The sequence below is a fragment of the Polaromonas sp. genome, from assembly GCF_012927455.1.
In the GTDB taxonomy this organism is placed as follows: Bacteria; Pseudomonadota; Gammaproteobacteria; order Burkholderiales; family Burkholderiaceae_C; genus Polaromonas.
Genome location: NZ_JABBPE010000001.1, coordinates 79,107 through 101,284, shown reverse-complemented (window position 1 = coordinate 101,284; position 22,178 = coordinate 79,107). Strand labels below are relative to the sequence as shown.

Genomic DNA, 22,178 nt, shown 5'->3' with positions numbered 1-22,178 from the left:
CGGTACAGTCCGCACCAACAAGGCGTCCCTGCCGTTTGCCTGCGCCCGCTTGAATTAAGTTATCCTAGGCAGCTTCTCAACTACCGACCGCCCCTACGTGTCCGACGTTCCTCCCAGTCGGTCTTCCAGGCCAGAAGACAAACGCGGCTTTCTGAGAAAGCTCGCAGAAATGATTCACCCCGGCCCCGACTCAAAAGACGAGTTGATCGAAGCCTTGGTGGACGCCCAAGACAACGAAGTCATCGGCGCCCAGAGCCGCGAAATGCTTGAGGGCGTGATCCGCATGGCTGACATGACGGCCGGTGACGTGATGGTGGCCGCGCCGCGCATGGATGTGATCAACATCGATTCGCCGTTCGACGAGCTGCTGCACCTGGTGATAGACACCGCTCACTCGCGCTTTCCGGTCTATGAAGGCGAAAAGGAAAACATCTTGGGCATCCTGATGGCCAAGGATTTGCTTAAGCTGCAGCGCGCGCCCGAGCTCAACATCCGGGCTCTGCTGCGGCCCGCCGCCTTTGTGCCCGAAAGCAAGGGGCTCAACGATTTGCTGCGCGAATTTCGTGGCAACCGCAACCACCTGGCCATCGTCATCGATGAGTTCGGCCGCGTCGCCGGCCTCATCACGATTGAAGACGTGCTTGAGCAGATCGTCGGAGAAATCGAGGACGAGTTCGACGTCGCCGAAGACGAGGGCGACATCTTTGGACTGGTTGACCACACCTACCGCGTCAGTGGCAACACCGGCATCGAGCGCGTCAACGAAGCCTTTGCCGTGACGTTGCCCGAAACCGACTTTGACACCATAGGCGGCTTGGTGGCGCACGAGATGGGCCATGTGCCCAAGCGTGGCGAGCACTACGCGCTGGCCGGCTTGCAGTTCACCGTGCTGCACACCAAAGGTGGTGCCGTGCGCTGGTTCAAAGTCTCGCCTGCCGTGGCCAGCACCTGATACGCCCGGGCTGAGCAGATGGCGCGGGACAGCATTCATAGCATGATCTCGTTTCCCACCCTGCCGGCGCTGCTCGAGCAGTTTGGTCGCCCGGCCGTGCGCAAGCGCCTTACCCTGCTGCAGATTGCTATTGTTTTAATAGCAGGAAGCGCCCATGCTGCAAGCATTGCATGGCCTTTTTTGTTTGGTACCGGGATAGGCCTGGGGCAAGGCCTGCCGGTCTGGTGGCTGCAGCTGCTGGCGCTGGCGCTGCTGGTCAGGCAGCTCGATGAATGCCGCTCCAGCCCGCGCGCTGCCTGGCTCGGCGGTCTGTTTGCCACGGCGATGCAATGCGGCGCTTCGTGGTGGCTGTTTATTTCGATGCATGACTACGGCGGCCTGGCCGCGCCGCTGACGCTTTTGGCCATTGTCTTGCTGGCCGCCGCGCTGGGCCTGTACTACGCCGCAGCCAGCGCGCTGTTTGTAGCGCTGGCGCCCCAGCAGCGTGCGCTGCGTGCGCTGGTTTTTGCCGCGCTGTGGTTGCTGGCCGAGCTGGCGCGCGTCAAATTTTTCACCGGTTTCCCCTGGGGTGAGGGCGGTTACGCGCATGTGGACGGCTGGGCCCGGCCACTGGCGGCCTGGATCGGCGTACACGGCCTGACCTTTCTGGCGGCGTTTGTCGCGGCCTGGCTGGCGCTGTCTTGGCGTGCGCGCCGCACGCGCTGGCTCAGCATGGGCGTGGCAGCACTGCTCAGCCTGGCCGTGGCCTGGCTGCCGGTGCACAGCGGCGTCAACATGGACGCGTCGGTGCCGCCGCCCGGCCTGCTCTCGGTTGCGCTGCTGCAGGGCAATATCGCCCAGGAAGAGAAATTTCAGGGCGGCACCGGCGTGGCGACGGCGCTGGCCTGGTATGGCGCGCAACTGCGCGATGCCAAAGCCACGCTGGTGGTAGCGCCCGAAACCGCCTTGCCGCTGCTGCCGCAACAGCTGCCCGAGGGCTACTTGCAGGCACTGCAAGCACGCTTTGCCAACGGCGAGCAGGCCGCGCTGATCGGCCTGCCCATGGGCAGCCATGAGGCCGGTTACACCAATTCGGTGATCGGCCTGAAGCCCGCCGCCGCTGGCGGGCCTGCCAGCGGGCCCAACACGGCTGTCTACAGCTACAGCAAACACCATCTGGTGCCATTTGGCGAGTTCATTCCCTGGGGCTTTCGCTGGTTTACCCAGCTTATGAAGATCCCGCTCGGCGACTTCAACCGTGGCGCGGTCGGGCAGGCTTCATTTGACTGGCAGGGCCAGCGGCTGGCGCCCAATATCTGCTACGAAGACCTGTTTGGCGAAGAGCTGGGTGCGCGCTTTGTCAACGCGGCGCTGGCGCCCACGATTTTTGTCAATGTCAGCAACATCGGCTGGTTTGGCAACACCGTGGCGATTGACCAGCATCTGCAAATTTCGCGCATGCGGGCGCTGGAGTTTGGCCGACCGATGATTCGTGCCACCAACACCGGCGCCACCGTCATCATTGACGACCGTGGCGAGGTCACGCATTCGCTGCCGCGCTACACCCGCGGCGTGCTGGCGGGCGAGGTGCAAGGGCGAAGTGGCATCACGCCCTATGCCTGGTGGGTGGCGCGCTACGGGCTGTGGCCGTGGTGGGCTTTGGGCCTGGCGGTTGCCGGGCTGGCGCTGCTAACGCGTCGCCGCCGCTAAGCCGCGCGACCCAGAGCGTGCAAGTGCAGACTACGGGCGTGCGGACACGCGGGGCAGGCAACATCGCCGCGTAAAATAAAAACTTTGAGCGATCACCGCCCGCGCTGTCGCTGCTGCGCCAACCGGCGCTGCGCTTTTGTCAGAACCCATTTTTATGCTCACTTTCCAGCAAATCATTCTCAAGCTGCAGTCTTATTGGGCCGACCAGGGTTGCGCCCTGTTGCAGCCATATGACATGGAAGTCGGCGCCGGAACGTCGCACACTGCTACGTTTTTAAGAGCACTCGGGCCCGAGCCGTGGAAGGCCGCCTACGTTCAGCCAAGCCGCCGCCCGAAAGACGGGCGCTATGGCGAGAACCCGAACCGGCTGCAGCACTACTACCAGTACCAGGTCGTGCTGAAACCCGCGCCGGCCAATATTCTGGAGCTCTACCTCGGCTCGCTCACCGCGCTGGGTTTCGACTTGAAGAAAAACGACATCCGCTTTGTTGAGGACGACTGGGAGAACCCGACGCTGGGCGCCTGGGGCCTGGGCTGGGAAGTCTGGCTCAACGGCATGGAGGTAACCCAGTTCACCTACTTCCAGCAGGTCGGCGGCATCGACTGCAAACCGGCCACAGGCGAAATCACCTACGGCCTGGAGCGCCTGGCCATGTACTTGCAGGGCGTGGACAACGTCTACAACCTGACGTGGACCGAAGGTTTGAGTTATGGCGATGTGTACAAGCAGAACGAGGTCGAGCAATCGACCTACAACTTCGAGCATAGCGACGCGGACTTTTTGTTCACCGCTTTCACCGCGCATGAAAAGCAGGCCAAACACCTGATTGAGGTGCAGCTGGCCTTGCCGGCCTACGAGCAGGTCTTGAAAGCCGCGCACAGCTTTAATTTGCTGGACGCGCGCGGCGCCATCAGCGTGACCGAGCGCGCCGCCTACATGGGGCGCATCCGCAACGTGTCGCGTCTGGTCGCTCAAAGCTATCTTGAAAGCCGCGAACGGCTGGGTTTCCCGATGGCCCCGCGCGAGTGGGTTGAACAGATGACGCCGAAGACCAGAAAAGCCGCATAAAAATGACAACAAAAAATCTTCTGGTTGAACTGTTTGTAGAAGAGCTTCCGCCCAAGGCGCTCAAAAAACTGGGCGAGGCCTTTGCCGCTGTGCTGGCCAATCAGCTCAAGGCGCTGGGCTTGGCCACGGCCGAATCGGTGGTGACGGCTTATGCCTCGCCGCGCCGGCTGGCCGCGCATATCAGCCGGGTCTGGCTCAAGGCCGCTGACAAGGCCGTGCTGCAAAAGCTCATGCCGCTGTCCGTCGGTCTGGATGCCTCGGGCAACGCCACGCCGGCCCTGCTCAAGAAGCTGCAGGCGCTGGGCGCTGACTTGTCCGATCCGGCGGCGGCTGTGGCGGCGCTCAAGCGCGCCCCCGATGGCAAGGCCGAAGCGCTGTTTTACGACAACCTCGTGACCGGCGCCACGCTCGACGTCGGATTGCAAAAGGCGCTCGAAGAAGCCATTGCCAAGCTGCCCATTCCCAAGGTGATGAGCTACCAGTTGGAAACCGATTGCGAGTTGCCCGGCTGGACCAGCGTGAACTTCGTACGGCCCGCGCATGGCTTGGTGGCACTGCATGGCAGCACCATCGTCCCGGTCAAGGGGCTGGGCCTGAAGGCGGGCAACAGCACGCACGGCCACCGCTTTGAAGCGCTGGTTGACCCGGTTACTTTGAGAGATGCCGACAGCTACGCCGAGCAGTTGCGGGACGAGGGCGCTGTCATTGCCAGCTTCGCCGAGCGCCGCGCCGAGATTGCAAAACAGCTTGCTGCAGCCGCTGACAAAATAGGCCGCGGCGTGAAAGCCATCGACGACGACGCGCTGCTCGACGAAGTGACCGGGCTGGTCGAGCGGCCCAATGTGCTGGTCTGCGCGTTCGAGAAAGAATTTCTCGACGTGCCGCAAGAGTGCCTGATCCTGACGATGAAGGCGAACCAGAAATACTTTCCGCTGCTTGATGCGGCAGGCAAGTTGACCAACCAGTTTTTGGTGGTCAGCAACATCACGCCTGACGACGCGAGCGCGGTGATTGGCGGGAATGAGCGCGTGGTACGCCCGCGCCTGGCCGATGCCAAGTTCTTTTTTGACCAGGACCGCAAGAAGACGCTGGCCTCGCGCGTGGTTGGGCTGGACAAGGTGGTTTATCACAATAAGTTGGGGACGCAGGGTGAGCGCGTGGAGCGTGTGCGCGCGATTGCCAAAGCCATCGGCCAGCACCTAGGCGGTGATTTACTCGCTCAGCAAGCCGATCTGGCTGCGCAACTTGCCAAGACTGATTTGGTCACCGACATGGTGGGCGAATTCCCTGAACTGCAAGGCACCATGGGCCGCTATTACGCGCTCAATGATGGCCTGAGTAGCGAGATCGCCGATGCGATTGAAGACCACTACAAGCCGCGCTTTGCGGGTGACGACTTGCCGCGCAACATGACCGGCGTGATCGTCGCCTTGGCCGACAAGTTGGAAACGTTGGTCGGCATGTTCGGCATCGGCAATTTGCCGACGGGCGACAAAGATCCGTTTGCGCTGCGCCGCCATGCGCTGGGCGTGATCCGCATGTTGGTCGAGAAAGATTTGCCGCTGACACTAGCTCCGCTGGTGGCCGCTGCAGCCCGGGTGTTTGGCGACAAGATCTGTGACGCCGGCCCTGCGCTTACCGATTTCATCTACGACCGCCTAGCAGGCAGCCTGCGCGAGCAGGGCTACAGCGCCCAAGAAGTCGAAGCCGTGCTGGCCTTGCAGCCGCAGCGCCTGGGCGATGTCCCCAAGCGCCTTGCGGCAGTGCGCGCCTTCGCCGCGTTGCCCGAAGCCCAGGCTTTGGCGGCGGCTAACAAGCGCATCAGCAACATCCTGAAAAAGGCGCAGGACGTCGACGCGCATGTCAGCGCGCTGCTGCTTAAGGAGCCGGCTGAAATCGCCTTGCACGCCGCCATGCTGGAACTGATCCCCCAGGCCAACGCGCAGTTTGACGCGGGCGACTACACCGCTTCGCTGCAAACGCTGGCGGCTTTGCGCGCGCCGGTCGATGCGTTTTTTGACGGTGTGATGGTCAATGCCGAAGAACCGGACCTGCGCCTGAACCGCCAGGGCCTGCTGAAAAGCCTGCACGACGCCATGAACCGCGTGGCCGATTTGTCGCGCCTCGTGGCCTGACCCACTTAGCAAGACAACCAGGGCGCCCTCATGAAACTTGTCATCCTCGACCGCGACGGCACCATCAACAGTGACAGCGACGACTTCGTCAAGACGCCCGAGGAGTGGTTGCCGCTGCCGGGCGCACTTGACGCGATTGCGCGGCTCAACCATGCGGGCTGGCATGTGGTGATTGCGTCCAACCAGTCGGGCTTGGGCCGGGGGCTTTTTGATGTGACCTCGCTCAACGCCATTCACGCCAAGATGCACAAGATGCTGGCTGCCGTGGGCGGACGTGTCGATGCGGTGTTTTTCTGTCCGCACAGCCCGGAAGAAAGCTGCAGCTGCCGCAAGCCGCTGCCCGGGCTGTTTGAGCAGATTGGCGCGCGTTTGGGCGTGCCGCTCAAGGGCGTGCCTACTGCGGGCGACTCGCTGCGCGATTTGCAGGCGGGGGCGGCGGCCGGTTGTGAGCCGCATCTGGTGCTGACTGGCAAGTCTGCGCAATATGGTGTCGATCAGTCAGGGCAGGGCGCCGGTCAGCCTGAAGGCTTGCCCGCAGGCACCGTCGTGCACGCTGATTTGTCGGCCTTTGCAGATTTCATTCTGGAACGCGCCCAGCGCGTGCCGGCGGCGGAATAAAAATGATAGCACCTTGCGCCCGTCCTGTATGGGCTAGAGGCATAAAACACCCTTAAGAAATGGTTTGAACTGAGCGCCGTCGCCCGCACGGCGTAACCATAAAATCAACAACGAAACCACCGGAAGCCGCCATGCCCCTGATTCGCTCCATCCTGCACATGCTCTGGATAATTCTTACCGTTATTCCGTGGGCACTTTTTGTGGTGGTGGCTTCGCTTTTCGTCAACAGCACCACCATGTACTGGATGTGCGCTCGCTGGCTGAAGCTGGCTGTTGACAGCGGAACCTTTATCCTGGGCATAAAAAATCGTCTGACCGGCATGGAAAACCTGCCGACTGGCGAGCTTAGCGCCGCCGTGCTGCTGGTCAAGCACCAGTCGACCTGGGAAACACTGACGATGCCGGCCATCATGCCGCACCCTTTGGCTTATGTGTTCAAGAAGGAACTGCTCTATATTCCGTTTTTTGGCTGGGCCATGGCGCGCATGGACATGATCCATATCGACCGCAGCCAGCGCAGCCAGGCTTTCAGCAAAGTCGTGGCGCAGGGCAAGCGCCTGATGGCCCAGGGCACCTGGGTGATCATGTTTCCCGAGGGAACGCGCATCTCGCGGGGTCAAAAGGGTGTTTACAAGTCCGGTGGCACACGGCTGGCGATTGAAACCGGTGCGCCGGTGATTCCAATTGCCGTGACCTCGGCCAAATGCTGGCCGCGCAAGGCTTTCATCAAACAGCCGGGCATCGTCGATATTTCAATTGGCAAGCCAATTCCCAGCGCGGGCCGCAAACCCGATGAACTGATGCGCGAAGTCGAAGCCTGGATTGAAGCCGAAATGCGCCGGCTCGACCCCACAGCTTATGCGGGCAGCAGCAGCGCCACTGCCGGGCAGCAAGCCTGACGCGCCCCGGGTTGGTTCGGCCGCAACGCGCGCTCCCTTTTCATGATGAAAAAACTGCTGCAGTTCACGCTGGATCTCTTTGAGCCGGAGCCGGAGTCGGAGTCGGTAGCGCCTGGCGCAAGTCGGAAAGCCGGAGGAAAGCCAAATTTACAAGAAAAAGGCCTTGTAACCCAGGCAGAGCGGGTGCAACCAGCTATCGAAAACATAGCGCACAGTGCGCCTGTCATAGCCCCTCTGGCGCCGCTCAGCCTGCAGCAGGCGCTGGCGCCCGCCACCTTCAGACACCCGCGCGCCACGCGCGAAGCCTTGCTCAATGAGATCGCCGTGGCTTATGAATTCAGGCGCAGCAAACGCCGCACCATCGGGTTTTCGGTGGGCGCAGACGGGCTGGCGGTGAGCGCGCCCAAATGGGTGCCGCTGCATGAAGTCGACAAGGCGGTGCTGGAAAAGTCGGGCTGGATTGTCAAGAAGCTGCAGGAAACCCGCGAACGGCATGAGCGGCTGGAGTCCGCGCGCATCGACTGGAAGAACGGCGCAACCGTGCCTTTCCTGGGCGAGCAGGTGCGGGTGGTGATTGATTCGCGCCACGCGTTTGCCGGTGTGGGCGCCGAACTTGGCGCGCCCGTTGCCGAGCCCGGACAGACCGCTGGCGCGCTGCGCAGCCTGCAGGTGGCGCTGCCCCTGAGCGCCACGCCCGAGCAGATCCGCGATGCCGTGCAGGCCTGGCTGATGCGGCAGGCCAAGCAGCTATTTACCGAGCGATTGACACATTTTTCACCGCGGCTGGGCGTGCAGTGGCGCAAGCTCAGCCTGTCGAGCGCCGGCACGCGCTGGGGCAGCGCGAGTGCCGACGGGTCGATCCGGCTGAACTGGCGGCTGGTGCATTTCAAGCCTTCCGTGATCGACTACGTGGTGGTGCACGAGCTAAGCCATTTGCGGGTGATGGATCACAGCCCGCGCTTTTGGGACACGGTGCGCGCCGTAGTGCCCGACTTTGCCCAGCTGCGCGGCCAGCTCAAGGACGACGCCATTCCGCGCTGGTGAGGCAAGGATGCGCGGGCACCAGGTCGCGTGGGCGCGCTGCCTGCCAATTTCTTCACGGAATTGGCAGGCAGAAAGTCGGGCGGCTGGAAGTAACTTTTGGTAAAATGTTTAAAACGATATAAATAACAAAATCTCAGGAAGTTCAGGGAAGTTGATGAACGCACCACGGAAGAACACCATGAACGATCAACTCGTACTTGTAGTTGAAGACAATCCGGATCACTTGGAACTGACCGTTTTGACTTTGGAAGAGCTTGGCGTGACCGCAGAGATCGCGGTGGCGCGTGACGGCGCGCAGGCGCTGGACTATCTCTTCGGACAAGGCAGCCATGCCGGCCGCGACACCCGAAAGCAGCCGTCTTTTGTCCTGCTGGATATGAAGCTGCCCAAGTTGTCGGGGCTCGATGTGCTGCGCAAGGTGCGCAGCAACCCGCTCACCGCGCTGGTGCCTGTGGTCATGCTGACGTCGTCCAGTGAACACTCTGACATGGTGGCTTGCTACCAAAGCGGCGCCAATGGCTTTGTTCGAAAACCGGTCGATTTCGGCGACCTGACTGAAAAGCTTAATCGTCTGCAGGCCTACTGGCTGGGCGTCAATGAGTCGATAGCGAGCAGCTGAGGGTGCGCGCCGACTCCGCTGACCGGTGCCGCTTGCAGCCCGGCCACTAACGGCTTGCCGCGATGAATCTGAAAATCACGCTGCGCACTCGCATCGTCATGCTGGTCGTGGCGGCCATTGTTCCGCTTTTCGGCCTGTCCATTTTCAAGGCCTGGCTGAGCGAAGACGCCGCCATCACCCGGGCCACGGGCAATTTGCAAATCGCGGCCGCACTGGTGGCGGCCAATCAGGACCGGGTAACCAGCTCCTCGTTCCAGCTTCTGCTGGCGATTGCCAACGCCCCCGGCTTGCTGGAGGGCAAACCGGCGGACTGCCAGCGTTATCTGCAGGCCTTGCTGGACCCGCTTCCGGTCTATGCCAACTTGGGGCTCATTGGTATTGACGGCTACTTTCGCTGTGACGGTGTAGGCCGCGTAGCCAGCGTATTTGCCGGGGACCGTAACTTTTTTCAATCGGCTCTGGCGCTTCGTACTTTTGTAGCCGGCGGTTACGTGATGAGCCGGACGACGGGGACGCCGCTCGTTACCTTTGCCCTGCCCGTGCTGGACAGCGCGGGGAAAGTCAAGGCGATTGTGGCGGCGGGCGTGGATGTTAACAAGATATCGAAGGCGGTGGCCAATGCGCCCTTGCCGACGGGTAGCCGTCTGATCATCATGGATCGCCAAGGCATTGTGCTGGCAGCCAATCCTGAAAAATCCGCAGTGATAGGCCAGCGTGTTGACAGCCCGCTGCTTCAAGAGGCGGTCAAAACCATGCGCACCGGGGTGGGCGAAGACACGGATGGCCAGGGCCTCGCGCGGATTGTGACTTTTTTACCTAGCGGAAAGCCTGCGGACTCACCTTTTTTTGTGGCGATCAGTGCAGACCGCGACACCGTGTTGGCGCCTGCCCGCAAACAGCAGTGGCTTGAGTTGCTGGCGCTGTCGCTTGTCGCCTTTCTGGGTGGCTGGATAGCGTGGCTGATGGCTGGCCGCGCCATCGTGAGGCCTGCTGCGGAAATTCTTGACGCGATGCGGCAAGTCAGGGACGGCGGGCAGGATGTGCGCATCCCGGCACGCCTCCTGGGTGGTAGTGGTGAGTTCGCCGGAATAGCGGCCGGGTTCAAGCTCATGGCAGAGTCCTTGCGCAATCATCACGATGCGCTGGAGGCTGAGCTGGTATACAGCCTTGGCGTTCAGCGAAAGCTGCAGGACGCGCGGCGCCTGGGCCGCATAGGTTATTGGCAGCTTGATCTGGAGAACCAGCTGATCTGGTGGTCCGACGAGGTCTACGAGCTGCTGGGCGTAGACCGTGCAACGCTGGGCAGCAGCCACGAGGGGTTTATGCAGCGGATTCATCCCGGCGACCGGGAGGCTTATCAAGCCTGTCCCGAAGCCGCCCTGCAGGACGGTGGGCCGGCGGACATGGAGCTTCGCATTGTCACGTCCGCCGGTGAGGTGCGCTGGATGCATGTGGTCGGTCGCACCCAGGTCGCCAGTGAAGACGAGCACACGAGCCGCCGCACGGGCGTGATCCAGGACATCACGGATCGCAAACGGACGGAGCTGGTGATTGCCCGCAGCACCGAAATGCTGAACCGCACTGGCGAACTGGCACAAGTGGGTGGCTGGGAAGTGCTGGCGGAGACCCTGGACACTTACTGGTCTGAAGCGTGTTACCGCGTTCATGAGCTGGAGCCCTCAACGGGTGTCGGTCTTGAGGACGCAGTCGGTTTCTACGCGCCCGAAGCGCAACCGGTGATGCGCGCCGCACTCCAGGCCGCGTGGCAAGAAGCCAGCCCCTGGGATATGGAGCTGCCACTGCTGACCGCCAAGGGGCGGCGCATCTGGGTGCGTACGCAGGGCCGCGCCATGCAGCAGGACGGCAAGGTGGTGCGGCTTGTTGGGGCGCTGCAGGACATCACCGCCCAGCATGAGGTGCAGGCGCATTTACGGCTGATGGAAACCTGTATTTCCCGCCTGAACGACATGGTGATGGTCCTCAAGGTCTACCCCGATGAACGCAGGACTTGCATTCTTTTTGTCAACGATGCTTTCACGCGCCAGATGGGCTACAGCCTAGAAGAGGCTGTAGGCCAGTCAACAGCTCTGTTGCACGGTCCCAAAACCGAAGGGGCCGGGTTGACCCGGATCATCGCTTCGATCAGGAGCGGTAAGCCCGTGCGGGCCGAGTTGATCCACTACACCAAGAGCGGAGAGCAGATCTGGGTCGAAACCAATTTGGTTCCCCTTTTTGACTCAGCTGGGGGGGTGACCGAGTGGGTTTCGGTTGAGCGCAACATCACCCAGCGCAAGCTGGCCGAGCAGGCCCTGCGTGACAGCGAGCACCGCTATGCGGCACTGTTCGAGGACGCTCCGGTGCCCATGTGGGTATTTGACAACGTCACCGGGAGGTTTTTGACAGTGAATGCTGCTGCTGTACAAAGCTATGGTTACTCGACCGAAGAGTTCATGGCGCTAAAGCTTCCCGATGTGATTCCCGATTCAGAGGATGAATACTTTCGTCAAGTCTCTCGCGTCACGGAGCTTGAGAAAAACGTGGTCGCGCAGCACAGTCGCAAAGACGGTTCGCTCTTTCCCGTGAGCGTGGTCTCAAAGCCTGTTCAGTATCAGGGCAGCGCCGCGCGCTTTATGGTGGCGCTGGATGTAAGCGCCCAGGTCAGGGCCGAAAAGGAGGTGCAGGATTACCTGTTCACGCTGCAACGCGCCGCCGACGCGACTCAGGCCATCACCTGGCATCACACACTGCAGGGAACCATGCAAGAGGTGGCCGACCAGGCGCGCGGCGTGATAGGCACACACCAGGCCGTGGTGAGCTTCACCCATGGCAGCAACTGGGCGCAGGCCATCACTGCGCTCTCGCTGTCCGAAAAATACGCGAAATACCGTGACTTGACAGGCCCGATGAATGGCGCCGGCATTACTACCCTGGTTTGCGAGAGCAACCGGCCCATGCGCTTGACGCAAGCCGAGCTGGAGGCGCACCCGCGCTGGCGCGGCTTTGGCAACCATGCCGACAAGCACCCGATGCTACGCGGCTGGCTGGGGATACCGCTAACAGGGCGCGACGGCAAAAACATCGGGCTGCTCCAGCTGTCCGACAAGTACGAAGGAGAGTTCACGCTGCAGGATGAATATGTTGCCACGGAGCTGGCCCAGCTGGCGTCCATCGCGATTGAAAACTCGCAGCTGCTGGAAGAGGTCAATCTGCTCAATGCCGGCCTGGAACAAAAAGTAGCTGAGCGCACCATCGCGCTGGCGCGCCAGGAGGCCTTGTTCCGGGCGCTGGCCGAGCAGGCGCCGCAGGTGGTCTGGACCGCCGATCCGAGCGGGAGCGCGACCTATTGCAACCGTGCCTGGTGTGAACTGGTGGGCGGCAAGCCGGAGGACTGGACCGGCGCGCAATGGTTTTCCGTCATACACCCGGAAGACCTGCCGGACATCCGGACCAACTGGGAAACGGCCCGTTCGGGCCAGTCCGAGTTCACGGGCGTCCGGCGCGTCCGGGACAAGCAGGGCAGCTACCACACCATGGCTTACCGCGCGTCACCGGTGCTGGACGAGCAGGGTGAGGTGGCCTTCTGGGTCGGGATCGACGCGGACATCACCGAGATCAAGGCCATTGAAGCAGCGCTGCGCTTGTCCAATCAGGAGCTCGAAGCCTTTTCGTATTCGGTATCGCATGATCTGCGGTCGCCACTGAACACCATCGACGGCTTCAGCCGCTTGCTGGGCAAGCAGCTGGCGGGCCAAGCGGGCGAGAAAGTAGCGCATTACCTGTCACGCATTCAGGCGGGCGTGGCGCAGATGGGGCAACTGATCGAAGGTTTGTTGTCGCTCGCGCAGGTATCGCGCATGCAGTTGCACAGCGAGCCGGTGGATCTGTCGGCGCTGGCGCGCGGCATTTTGGACGACTTGCAACTGCGTCATCCGGAGCGCCAGGTGCAGGTGCACATTGAAAGCGGCCTGCAGGCCAGCGGGGATGGGCGCCTCGTCAGGGCAGTGATGGAAAACCTGTTGGCCAATGCCTGGAAATTCAGTTCACACGAAGCCCAAGCCGAAATCAATGTCGGGCAACAACTCGACGCAGCAGGATTGCCGGAGTTTTTTGTACGGGACAACGGTGCCGGATTCGACATGGCCTACGCCGACAAACTGTTCAACCCATTTCAAAGGCTCCATCTGGTCTCGGAGTTTCCTGGCACGGGCATTGGGCTGGCGACCGCCAACCGTGTGATCGGGCGTCACGGCGGCCGGCTATGGGCCGACTCGGCGCCCGGCTGCGGCGCTACTTTTTTCTTCACGCTGCCAAAAGCGGCTACCGTTGCATGAAAACAGCAAGCGCTTGCTGTCAGGGACCGCGGCGGTCTTTGTTTGGTTATCCTTGCGGTAATGCATTCCATAAATCGGTAAAAATGATTAAAATACTGTAAGTGAAACATCTATTACATTTTGAGAGCATCCATGAAGCGTGAGCCCAAATCCTTCGAAGCAGCCATCACCGCCGCAGACTTTTCCAGCGAAGACTATTGCGGCACGAGTTATGCGGCCAAGCTCTTAAGGCTTTCAGTCGCTACCGTGCAATCGCTGGTGGAAAAGGGAGAGATAGACGCCTGGAAAACATTGGGCGGCCACCGGCGGATCGCCCTTCAATCCATCAATGCCTATCTGGCCAAGCACAGCCCGCAACTTGCGCGGGCCGATACCGATCCCAAGCATCGTTTGCGCGTGCTGATGGTGGAAGACGATGAGAACACGCGCGAGTTGTACCGCTGCCAGTTTGAGGATTGGGATATGCCGGTGGATTGCACCATGGTGCCGTCTGCTCTGGAGGCTTTGATGGACATTGCCAGCATGCGGCCCGATTTGTTGATTACGGATTTGGCCATGCCCGGCGTGGACGGCATCGAAATGTTGAAAGCGCTCAAGCGCAATCCACAGTTGGCTGAGATGCCCATCATCGTGATCAGTGGCCTGCCAGCCGAGGCCATCGCCGCGCGGGGTGGCTTGCCACTACACGCCAGCCTGCTTGCCAAACCAGTCAATTTTGATTGGCTGCATGGCTACCTGGCCGCATTGGTCACTGCCAACCGCCAATGGCGGCGTTGACGCGGTAACTGCTGCCCAGGCTGAGTCTCAAAGCCGGCTCGCACACTTTTCTGCCAGGTCACGGCGCTGTAGTCGCTTTGACCTGCCTGCTACTGCAACAGCGATTCGGTTTAAGTCGGCCGGCACTGAAGTGCTTGTGTTTCCCCAAGCGGCTCAGTCTCACCGGGGCCGATGAATCTTCTATTTGCTTGTTACGTATCTCCCCGCAAATTTGGACGATCAGGCGTGATTTTCTGCCAATCGCGTTGGCAAAACCATCCTTTTTCCTTGTCCCAGCCATAATTTCACCAGGCTTGTTACTTGCTGAATTCTGATGATCAGTGTGTGGCTTTGCCTAAGGCCGGAACTCGGCCGACGGATGGAAAATTAATTCTTGCTCACCCGTTTCGCCGGCAATCACGTGAAATTTAAAAAAAGGAGAGAACATCATGGGTAGTGCTGTAAAAATTCATCCGCAAGTCGATGAGAGAATCGAGCCAGCGGTAGAGGGCTTTGCTGGCGGAACCCTGTCATGCGCCTGCGGAACCAACAAGGTGACCGTGGAAATTAAAGGGCAGTGCGCGCATAACCACGTCTGCGGCTGCTCCAGGTGCTGGAAACCGTCGGGCGCGCTGTTTTCGCAGGTTGCCGTCGTCTCGCGTGACAACGTCGCTGTGACTGCGAATGCCGACAAGCTTCAAGTCGTGGATTCCAAGGCAACCATTCAGCGCCATGCTTGCAAAGAATGCGGCGTTCACATGTATGGTCGTATAGAAAATACTACTCATCCGTTCTTCGGGCTCGACTTTATTCACACCGAGCGTTCGAACGCCAAAGGTTGGGCGCCCCCAGGATTCGCAGCGTTTGTGTCGTCCATCATTGAATCGGGTGCCGATCCTCAGAACATGGGCGCCGTCAGGGCGAGGTTGGTTGAATTGGGGCTGCCGCCCTACGATTGCCTGTCGCCCGTACTGATGGATGCGATTGCAACGCATACCGCAAAGGCCGCCGACGTGCTGAAATAATCATGCGATGTGCCGGCCGAGTCGCCTTGGGCGAAGGCGGCACCTTGATTGGGCTTGCGACTCGCGCAGACAGTGGTGATCTTGCCCCCGCATCCCTATCTCGATGGCTATCCTGCTCGCAGGTCAGTAGAGGCACGTTCGCTGTAGGCGCGGGGTGTGACACCCAGACGCTTTTGAAAGACCCGGCGCATTTTTTCTTCGGTTCCGAAACCAGTCTTGCAGGCAATCAGTTTGAGTGAAGAACTGTTGCTTTCTACCAGGTGCCTGGCCAATTCAAATCGAGCCATCTCAATAAAATTGGCTGGACTGGCTGATGTTTCACGCTGAAATACCCGGGCAAAGTTACGGTCGCTCATGGCTACTTTGGCCGCCAGCATCGGTACGCTCAAATTTTCCGCCACGTGAGAAAGAATCCAGTTTTGAAGCTCCCGTATTTTAGGGTGATGCGTCATTTGGCTCGCCAGATGAAGGCTTAGTTGGGACTGGCCGCCGGGCCGTTTTGAATGGACTACCAAATCGCGTGCCACTTCCAGCGCGACTTCTCGCCCAAAATCGTCTTCCACCATGGCCAAGGCCAGATCAATCCCGGCCGTGACGCCAGCCGATGTCCAGATATTGCCGTCGCGAATGAAGATCGAGTCGGCATCGACGGTTATCGCCGGATAGCGGGCCTGCAATCGATCCGCTGCGCTCCAATGGGTCGTGACACGTTTGCCATTCAATGCGCCACTTTCCGCCAAAAAAAAACACCGTTGTACAGGGCCAGCAGCCTTTTGATCCTGTCTGCGACAGTAGTCACCCACAGGACGATTTCGGGGCAATTGGCTAAGGCGGTTTCGATCTCGTCGGCCCCCACAATAATCGCAAGGTCAGGTATTGAGAGGGCGTCGAGTTTTTTGGTGGCTTGCAGCGACATGATCGTGTCGGAAGGCACCAGGCCAATTTTGGTTGAGGCAATACTGACCTGATAGCCACCATGCAGTTGGCGTTGCTTCAGACAGGAATTGGCGCAATCAAATACCTTCAATGGCCCGATGGCCTCCAGTGCCTTAAAGCCTGGATAGACAACAATATCAATGTTGAGTAAGTTGGCAGTTTGTGCGGCGTTGTTCATGCGGAAATTCCAGAGACAGTAAGGTTGTCAAGTAATGCAAGTACCCTGCCACCAGTTGTTCTTGCGCTTGGGCTCGCCATGGCAATGCGTGGCATTGCTGCACTTGCTGTCCGACATTGCCTCCATCGAAGGTGTGGCGTTCTCATTCCACACTAAGACGATGCGGATAGTTCGGTAGCGAACCTTGCGAACGACTGAAGAGTTAGGCCGCCTTGTAAATAAAGTAACAATATTTTCCGAGTTCCATGCCCGTGATTTGCATTGGCGATTGAAAGCATCGCCGCGCACTGAAAGAAAACAACTTGGCAATCTGTTGAGCGAATCAGCCTCGTGAGTCGCTTGTCGGCGCCACGTAATGCTTTGCACCGGATCCGAGACAGTTGTGTCAAGCGTGCTGCTTGATCAGCACACCTTGCGGTCACCACGAATTGCGCGATGACAACGAATAACTTAAGCTGCGATGATCCTTCCCACTTGAAAGATAAAAAACCCCGTGTGGCAGCGCGAATATGAGCCGCCAGAACTAAGTTCCTAACTGGGCAATACAAAGGTTGCAATTGCCTTAATACAAAAAGTAAGGAGACACCATGCTAAGTGTGCAAAGTCATTGCACCCGGATTCGTGAAGTTGTTCATTGCATGCCCGCTGCCAGGTCTGCCAGCTTGCAAGTGCCGGGCTACGTTACGGATTCCTGGATACGCTGCTCTAACGAATTCAAGCTTGATCCCACGTTGCCTGGCGAGTTGTATGTTGTGGAGCGTCAGGAGTTGCTTTCGCGCCAACAACAATTGTCATCCGTGCTGCGTGCTGCAAAGTGCGAGATGGCCACGCTATACCAGCAAATCGCCCGCGCTGGATACGCCATCATGCTGACTGATTGTGAAGGCGTGCTGCTGAATTATTTTGGCGATCCGGGCTTTACCCACGCGGCATCAAAATCCGGTTTACTGCCCGGTGCGGTTTGGTCCGAACGCTTTCAAGGTACCAACGGAATGGGCACATGCTTGCGGGAGCAACGACCGATGATGATCCATCAGGGGGATCACTACCTCTTCCGCAACACAGGGCTGACCTGTGCGGCAGCTCCTATTCTTGATTGGCGCGGCAAGACACTGGCCGTGCTCGATGCATCGGGTGAGTCCCACAGGGCGCCAATTCATGTGCTCGACTTGGTCAATATGTCTGTGCAAGAAATAGAAAACCAGATTTTCGTCAATGAATATCGTGACCGCCGGCTGTTTGTTTTTCATACCCGTCCCGAATTTGTTAGTACGCTCAGCAAGGGCATCCTCGCAATCGATGGCAATGGTCGGGTGCTTGCCGCCAGCCGAAACGCGCTGGTGCAACTCGGGGTCGGACGTGACGGCATCATCGGTCAACCGCTCGATGATTTCTTCAACATGAGGTTCGAGTCCCTGCTTCGGGAGTGCCAAAAGCATGCGCAAACGCCCGTGATGGTGTTCGATGCGCGACATGGACGGCGCTTCTTTGCGCTGGCGCTTGCGGCACCGCTAGGCAACAAGTCAGTACCGCCGGCGATTGGTGCTGTGGTCGCGTCCGCGGCGAGTGGGAATTCTGAGAGGAGCGCACGCACGCCGCTAGAACAATTGCAGTTTGGTCATGATCCAGTGATGACGCGCAATATTGAAACGGCCTTGCGTATTGCAGAACGTGATGTGCCGATTTTGATTTACGGCGAGACCGGGACAGGAAAGGAATTGTTCGCCAAAGCAGTGCACTTGTCTAGTAATCGAGCTCATCAGCCCTACGTGGCAATCAATTGCGCCTCGATCCCGGAGTCGCTGATCGAGAGCGAATTGTTCGGCTATAAATCCGGCGCATTTACAGGGGCCAGCAAGGAGGGGCAGAGGGGCAAGATAATCCAGGCCAATGGCGGCACACTGTTTCTCGACGAAATAGGCGATATGCCAATTGCCTTGCAAGCACGGCTTCTACGCGTACTGGAGGAACGGGAGGTTGCCCCGCTCGGAAGCGAAACCCCGATCAGACTTGATATCCGGCTTATCAGTGCCACGCATTGCGACTTGCCTGAAAAGATTGCCAAGAATGAGTTTCGCGAAGACCTGTACTACCGAATTCAGGGGCTGACTTTGACTCTGCCACCGCTGCGCGAACGCGCTGATCGCAGAGCCCTGATCCAGTTCCTGCTGACACAGGAATTGCCGGCAGACGCCTGCGTCACGATCGATGATGATTTGATGGCAGCACTGGAACAACACCGCTGGCCGGGCAATATTCGGCAGTTACGCAATGTGCTGCGCACCATGGTGGTATTGCGAAATAGTGATATTTTGACGCGCGAGTGCCTACCAGCGAATTTTTTTGGTAGCAAGAATGTTGCCGGGGCCCTGATACCGCCTCCAGCACCTAACGCTTTGCGCAATCCACTCGAATCAGCCGAGCGTGATGCGCTCATTCAGGAATTAAAAATGGCGGGATGGAATTTGAGCAAGGTCGCCAAGCAACTTAAGCTCAGCCGCAATACGCTTTATCGCAAACTTCATCGGCTTGGCATTGAGACTCCCTCGCGGGAAAATTATCAGTAGCAGACATTGCTTGACAAGCTAGCCCTCGACGGTGCTAGCGGCTTGAGCGTGATATTGGTAGGCGTTGACATCGACGCTGACCTGCCGTCTGCTCATCTGGTGCTTTGACACTCCCCAGTGACCATCGCGCAGCATGGCCAGCAACATTTCGACCGGATTGGCGCCGATGGAGGCGTGCAATCCAGCATGAGAAAGAGTCATTCGGGGATTTACCTCGAGCACCACTGGGCCCTGATCGGTGCGAATGAAATCGATCCCGACATAGCCCCACATATCGGGAAGCGCAGAAATCACACGGCGGGTCAGACGCTCCAATTCACCGCTGTCGTCCTCGATGCCGTTGACCGTGCTACCCATGTCATGAAACTGGTTGTCTGACACCGCGACCCGCTGATCATTACAACCTAGCAAGACTAAGTCACCATTGCCGCACAGAACTGACAAACTGCAAGGCCGTCCCGAGATATACGGTTGCAGTACGTAGCCACCGCTTTTTTGTACAGCAATCCATTTTCGTGCCGCTTCGAGCGGCGAGAAAATGCGCGTATCGGAACACCCTGCGCCGTCATCTGGCTTGACTACCCAGGCATGCGTATCTGACGGCAGGGGGGAGTGCGCGTGATAAGTCGGCACTGCGGCGATGCCCGCCGCCCTCAAAGCCCGGGACGTACGGAATTTGCTGCCAGTCAAATGAATCGCTGCTGGCCTACAGCCAAGCAGCACCTTGTTGTGCAGTAGTACTCTTCTAGAGATCGATTCCAATACCCCGTTCGATTCCGGCGCCAGCGGCCAGATCGCGTCAGCCTCCCGAATACATTGATCAACCTTTTCCATTGCGTCTTGATGTCGCCATGGAATGATAGATGTGCCATTCGGCTGATCGATGAACCCGAGCGATGGATCGCGCAAAACTGAGACTTGACTCTGCCCCGCACGGGTGATGTCGGCTAGTAAAGCGCGCAACATGATTTCCCCGCGAAAACCCGCCGCTGACGAGGTTGTCCCAGCCATGGGCATGCCGCATGCATGCTGACAAATAAAAATTTTCACGATCCCGTCCCAGTGTGAAATATCTATGGACCGGCACACTAACCTCTCAGAACTTCTTCTTCAATCCGGCTTGTCGTCCAATGCAATTGCCATGTTGGTAGCCACCGAGGGTGTAGCATCTGCAGTCACCATGGTTGTGTAGACTCGATAAAGGGTGCCAGGTACAGCCTCGCTTGTTATAAAAACATAACCCTTGCTGACGTATTTCCCCAGGCGTTCTTTTAAGGGGTCATCCAAGTAGGGGTAAATCATGATCTCCTGTGCGTGGACCTTACCCCCCCGATAAGGCACCTTGATTTTCTTGACAGGGACTTCTGACGCCGCCAACGCCAAGCGGATTCGCTTGCGAAAATAACTGGTCGAGCCACCGGTAAGCCGCTTCATCTCGGCAATGTCACGTTCTAAAAATCCAAGAATTACCGGATTGCCTTGCGCGTGATCAATCGGCGGGATAGGAATTTCTCTTGAGCCTGTAAGAAAGTGCGCGGCAACCGAGGCAGTACCGTCGGCGTGACGCTTCAAGATATCAACCGACACCTTGTCATCAAACGCGTCTGATCCACTCGCAGTTTGATGAAAGGTGTAGTTAAGCGTGGTTGGATTTCTGATGTTCCCGAAATGTTTTCGCTGGAAAAGGACATTTTCAGCAAGGGAAATTTCTTGTGCACGGACAGCGCCAGTCACGGCGACCATTAGTACACAAATTGCAACCAACGCCGCACCCGCACAGCGCGGGAACTGTACTTGCATAGTCTTTCTCCTCGATGTGGTGGTCGTTTAAAGGCAGAGCAACAGAATCAGCGCCTCGGGAGGGAGGGCCGTCAACGTTTGCTTGCCACGATTGGTGATCGAACCGTCGGAACGGCATATTCCTTGAGGATGGCAGCAATTTCTGACTGACTTGATTCGATCAGTGCATTGAGTTGATCGCGCAACGCCTTTTCACCATAGCGGACGCCCATCGCGATACCAAAGCCATACCGAATGCCATCAGCTTCTGGCTGGAATGGAACCACTGTGATTGCCGCCCCGCTGGTGTGATCGGCGAAGTACCCGACTATAGGTCCCCAGGCGATCGCCACATCGATCTTGCCGCTTGCCAGTTCTCGGTCAATCAGCTGACCTGGATACTGCTCAGGATCGCCAGTTTGCGGCTGAAACGACACCATCTGCCCGATAAGCCCATTCTTGAGCAGCCAGTCGGAGGCCGGTGATCTGGCAAATATTCCGATCTTGAGCTTGTCCCGTGTCGACCGTTTCAGCTTGAGTAAGTCTTCCGGTGTTTTAATTTCGTCGAGGCCTTTGCCCTTGACATAAGCCAGCGCATAGGTCGAGAACAAATACGGTTTGGTCGCCAAGCCAAGATCAAAATCGGTCGATACGCCAGTCACGACATCGCACTTGAAGATATCGGTATCCGGTATTTTGGCCTTGAGCGTATTGCGGATGAAACCCATCCGCTGCGGATACCAAGTGTGCTCCAGTTTCCAGCCGAGTTTTTGGGCGAAAAGTGCGGCAATCCTGTTTTCGAATCCGTGCTCTTGTTGATCGGACATGGGTAGGTTCTTGGGGTCCTGGCAAACACGCAGTACCTTCTGCTCGCTGCCAGGCTGATCTTGCGCCTGCGCAAACGTTGCAAATGCCAGCAGGCCGGCCAGCAAAGCCCTTGTCGCGCATCGCGTCCGGCGCAATTGCTTGAGTTTCAGGGAAAACATAAGCGGAATCCTTTACACGAAAGCACAAAAGGAGGTGCCGGGGGTCGACTTATTTTTCAATGGCTTCAAGACGACCGGCAGCTATAGCACCGTCTGATCGCCCCTTGAGGTAGGCATACAGGTTGTCAAGATTGTCGACCACGTTTTGAATGCCACCGAAGTTAGGCATGCCTTTGTCGACGCGCCCGATCTTGATCGTTGTTACGAATTCTTCTTTGGTCAGCGTTTTGAGGCTGTTGACAAGTGACGGCCCGACCAAACCTTCCTGGGCCGGGCCGTGGCAGCGCTCGCAGGCCTGCGCTCGCCAAGTTCGCCAGCCTTGGAGGGTCTTGGCGTCGACCTTATTCGTTTCCACAACGGTGTACAGCGCGCCGCCCGCGGCCGTTGCGGTTGGACTCGCGTTTGGCGTTTGCGCGGCAGGCGGTAGCTGTGTCAGATTGGGCTTTTCCGCGCTATCAGTGGCTGCGAAGTTTGCGAAAGAAACCCCAAGACTGAGGCTCAAAACGGTGGCACGAATGAACATCCCATATCCTAATAAAAAAGGAAACTGACATCGCCGGCTGAACCCGGACGCCAGTCCCTGTGTGTTTTTGAT

The 22,178-nt window shown here is 58.8% G+C and carries 16 protein-coding genes and 1 pseudogene; 12 read left to right on the top strand and 5 right to left on the bottom strand.

Going from position 1 to position 22,178, the window contains the following annotated elements; all coding sequences use genetic code 11:
• The first annotated feature begins 97 nt into the window (after positions 1-97).
• From HHJ18_RS00500 to gfa, 11 genes are all read left to right on the top strand, one after another.
• Positions 98-952, top strand: coding sequence for a transporter associated domain-containing protein (locus HHJ18_RS00500; RefSeq protein WP_296910430.1), 855 nt, complete (start codon positions 98-100; stop codon positions 950-952).
• A 42-nt stretch (positions 953-994) separates the two neighbouring features.
• Entirely contained in the window at positions 995-2,641 is a 1,647-nt protein-coding gene (gene lnt, locus HHJ18_RS00495) for an apolipoprotein N-acyltransferase (RefSeq protein ID WP_296910428.1), read from the top strand.
• Positions 2,642-2,795: 154 nt separating this feature from the next.
• Positions 2,796-3,710 carry a glycine--tRNA ligase subunit alpha gene (gene glyQ, locus HHJ18_RS00490; protein ID WP_296910427.1) on the top strand — a complete coding sequence of 305 codons (915 nt, stop codon included), beginning with the start codon at positions 2,796-2,798 and terminating at the stop codon, positions 3,708-3,710.
• 2 nt (positions 3,711-3,712) lie between these two features.
• Complete coding sequence (gene glyS, locus HHJ18_RS00485) at positions 3,713-5,845, top strand: glycine--tRNA ligase subunit beta (RefSeq protein ID WP_296910425.1); 2,133 nt, start codon at positions 3,713-3,715, stop codon at positions 5,843-5,845.
• Between the two features lie 30 nt (positions 5,846-5,875).
• Complete coding sequence (gmhB, locus tag HHJ18_RS00480; protein WP_296910423.1) at positions 5,876-6,463, top strand: D-glycero-beta-D-manno-heptose 1,7-bisphosphate 7-phosphatase; 588 nt, start codon at positions 5,876-5,878, stop codon at positions 6,461-6,463.
• Between the two features lie 131 nt (positions 6,464-6,594).
• The gene (locus tag HHJ18_RS00475; RefSeq protein ID WP_296910421.1) at positions 6,595-7,362 is read left to right on the top strand and encodes a lysophospholipid acyltransferase family protein; all 768 of its coding nucleotides are present in this window, start codon (positions 6,595-6,597) and stop codon (positions 7,360-7,362) included.
• Between the two features lie 42 nt (positions 7,363-7,404).
• Positions 7,405-8,406, top strand: a complete 1,002-nt coding sequence (locus tag HHJ18_RS00470; protein WP_296910419.1) for a SprT family zinc-dependent metalloprotease — start codon at positions 7,405-7,407, stop codon at positions 8,404-8,406.
• 178 nt (positions 8,407-8,584) lie between these two features.
• A complete protein-coding gene (locus tag HHJ18_RS00465; RefSeq protein ID WP_296910417.1) occupies positions 8,585-9,025 on the top strand; it encodes a response regulator in 441 nt (146 codons plus the stop codon).
• A 62-nt stretch (positions 9,026-9,087) separates the two neighbouring features.
• Complete coding sequence (locus HHJ18_RS00460; RefSeq protein ID WP_296910415.1) at positions 9,088-13,356, top strand: PAS domain S-box protein; 4,269 nt, start codon at positions 9,088-9,090, stop codon at positions 13,354-13,356.
• Between the two features lie 132 nt (positions 13,357-13,488).
• A complete protein-coding gene (locus HHJ18_RS00455) occupies positions 13,489-14,133 on the top strand; it encodes a response regulator (protein ID WP_296910413.1) in 645 nt (214 codons plus the stop codon).
• Between the two features lie 428 nt (positions 14,134-14,561).
• The gene (gene gfa, locus HHJ18_RS00450; protein WP_296910411.1) at positions 14,562-15,137 is read left to right on the top strand and encodes an S-(hydroxymethyl)glutathione synthase; all 576 of its coding nucleotides are present in this window, start codon (positions 14,562-14,564) and stop codon (positions 15,135-15,137) included.
• A gap of 107 nt (positions 15,138-15,244) precedes the next feature.
• Here gfa and HHJ18_RS00445 read toward each other — a convergent pair.
• Positions 15,245-16,251 (bottom strand): annotated as a pseudogene (locus HHJ18_RS00445) (DJ-1/PfpI family protein).
• A 587-nt stretch (positions 16,252-16,838) separates the two neighbouring features.
• Here HHJ18_RS00445 and HHJ18_RS00440 point away from each other — a divergent pair.
• Entirely contained in the window at positions 16,839-18,818 is a 1,980-nt protein-coding gene (locus tag HHJ18_RS00440) for a sigma-54-dependent Fis family transcriptional regulator (RefSeq protein ID WP_296910409.1), read from the top strand.
• A gap of 18 nt (positions 18,819-18,836) precedes the next feature.
• Here HHJ18_RS00440 and HHJ18_RS00435 read toward each other — a convergent pair whose 3' ends face one another.
• From HHJ18_RS00435 to HHJ18_RS00420, 4 genes are all read right to left on the bottom strand, one after another.
• Positions 18,837-19,868: an ATP-grasp domain-containing protein gene (locus tag HHJ18_RS00435; RefSeq protein ID WP_296910407.1), complete on the bottom strand. Its 1,032-nt coding sequence runs from the start codon at positions 19,866-19,868 to the stop codon at positions 18,837-18,839.
• Between the two features lie 60 nt (positions 19,869-19,928).
• Complete coding sequence (locus tag HHJ18_RS00430; protein WP_296910405.1) at positions 19,929-20,618, bottom strand: hypothetical protein; 690 nt, start codon at positions 20,616-20,618, stop codon at positions 19,929-19,931.
• A gap of 71 nt (positions 20,619-20,689) precedes the next feature.
• Positions 20,690-21,583: a quinoprotein dehydrogenase-associated putative ABC transporter substrate-binding protein gene (locus HHJ18_RS00425; protein ID WP_296910403.1), complete on the bottom strand. Its 894-nt coding sequence runs from the start codon at positions 21,581-21,583 to the stop codon at positions 20,690-20,692.
• A 49-nt stretch (positions 21,584-21,632) separates the two neighbouring features.
• Complete coding sequence (locus HHJ18_RS00420) at positions 21,633-22,106, bottom strand: cytochrome c (protein WP_296910400.1); 474 nt, start codon at positions 22,104-22,106, stop codon at positions 21,633-21,635.
• Positions 22,107-22,178 lie beyond the last annotated feature (72 nt).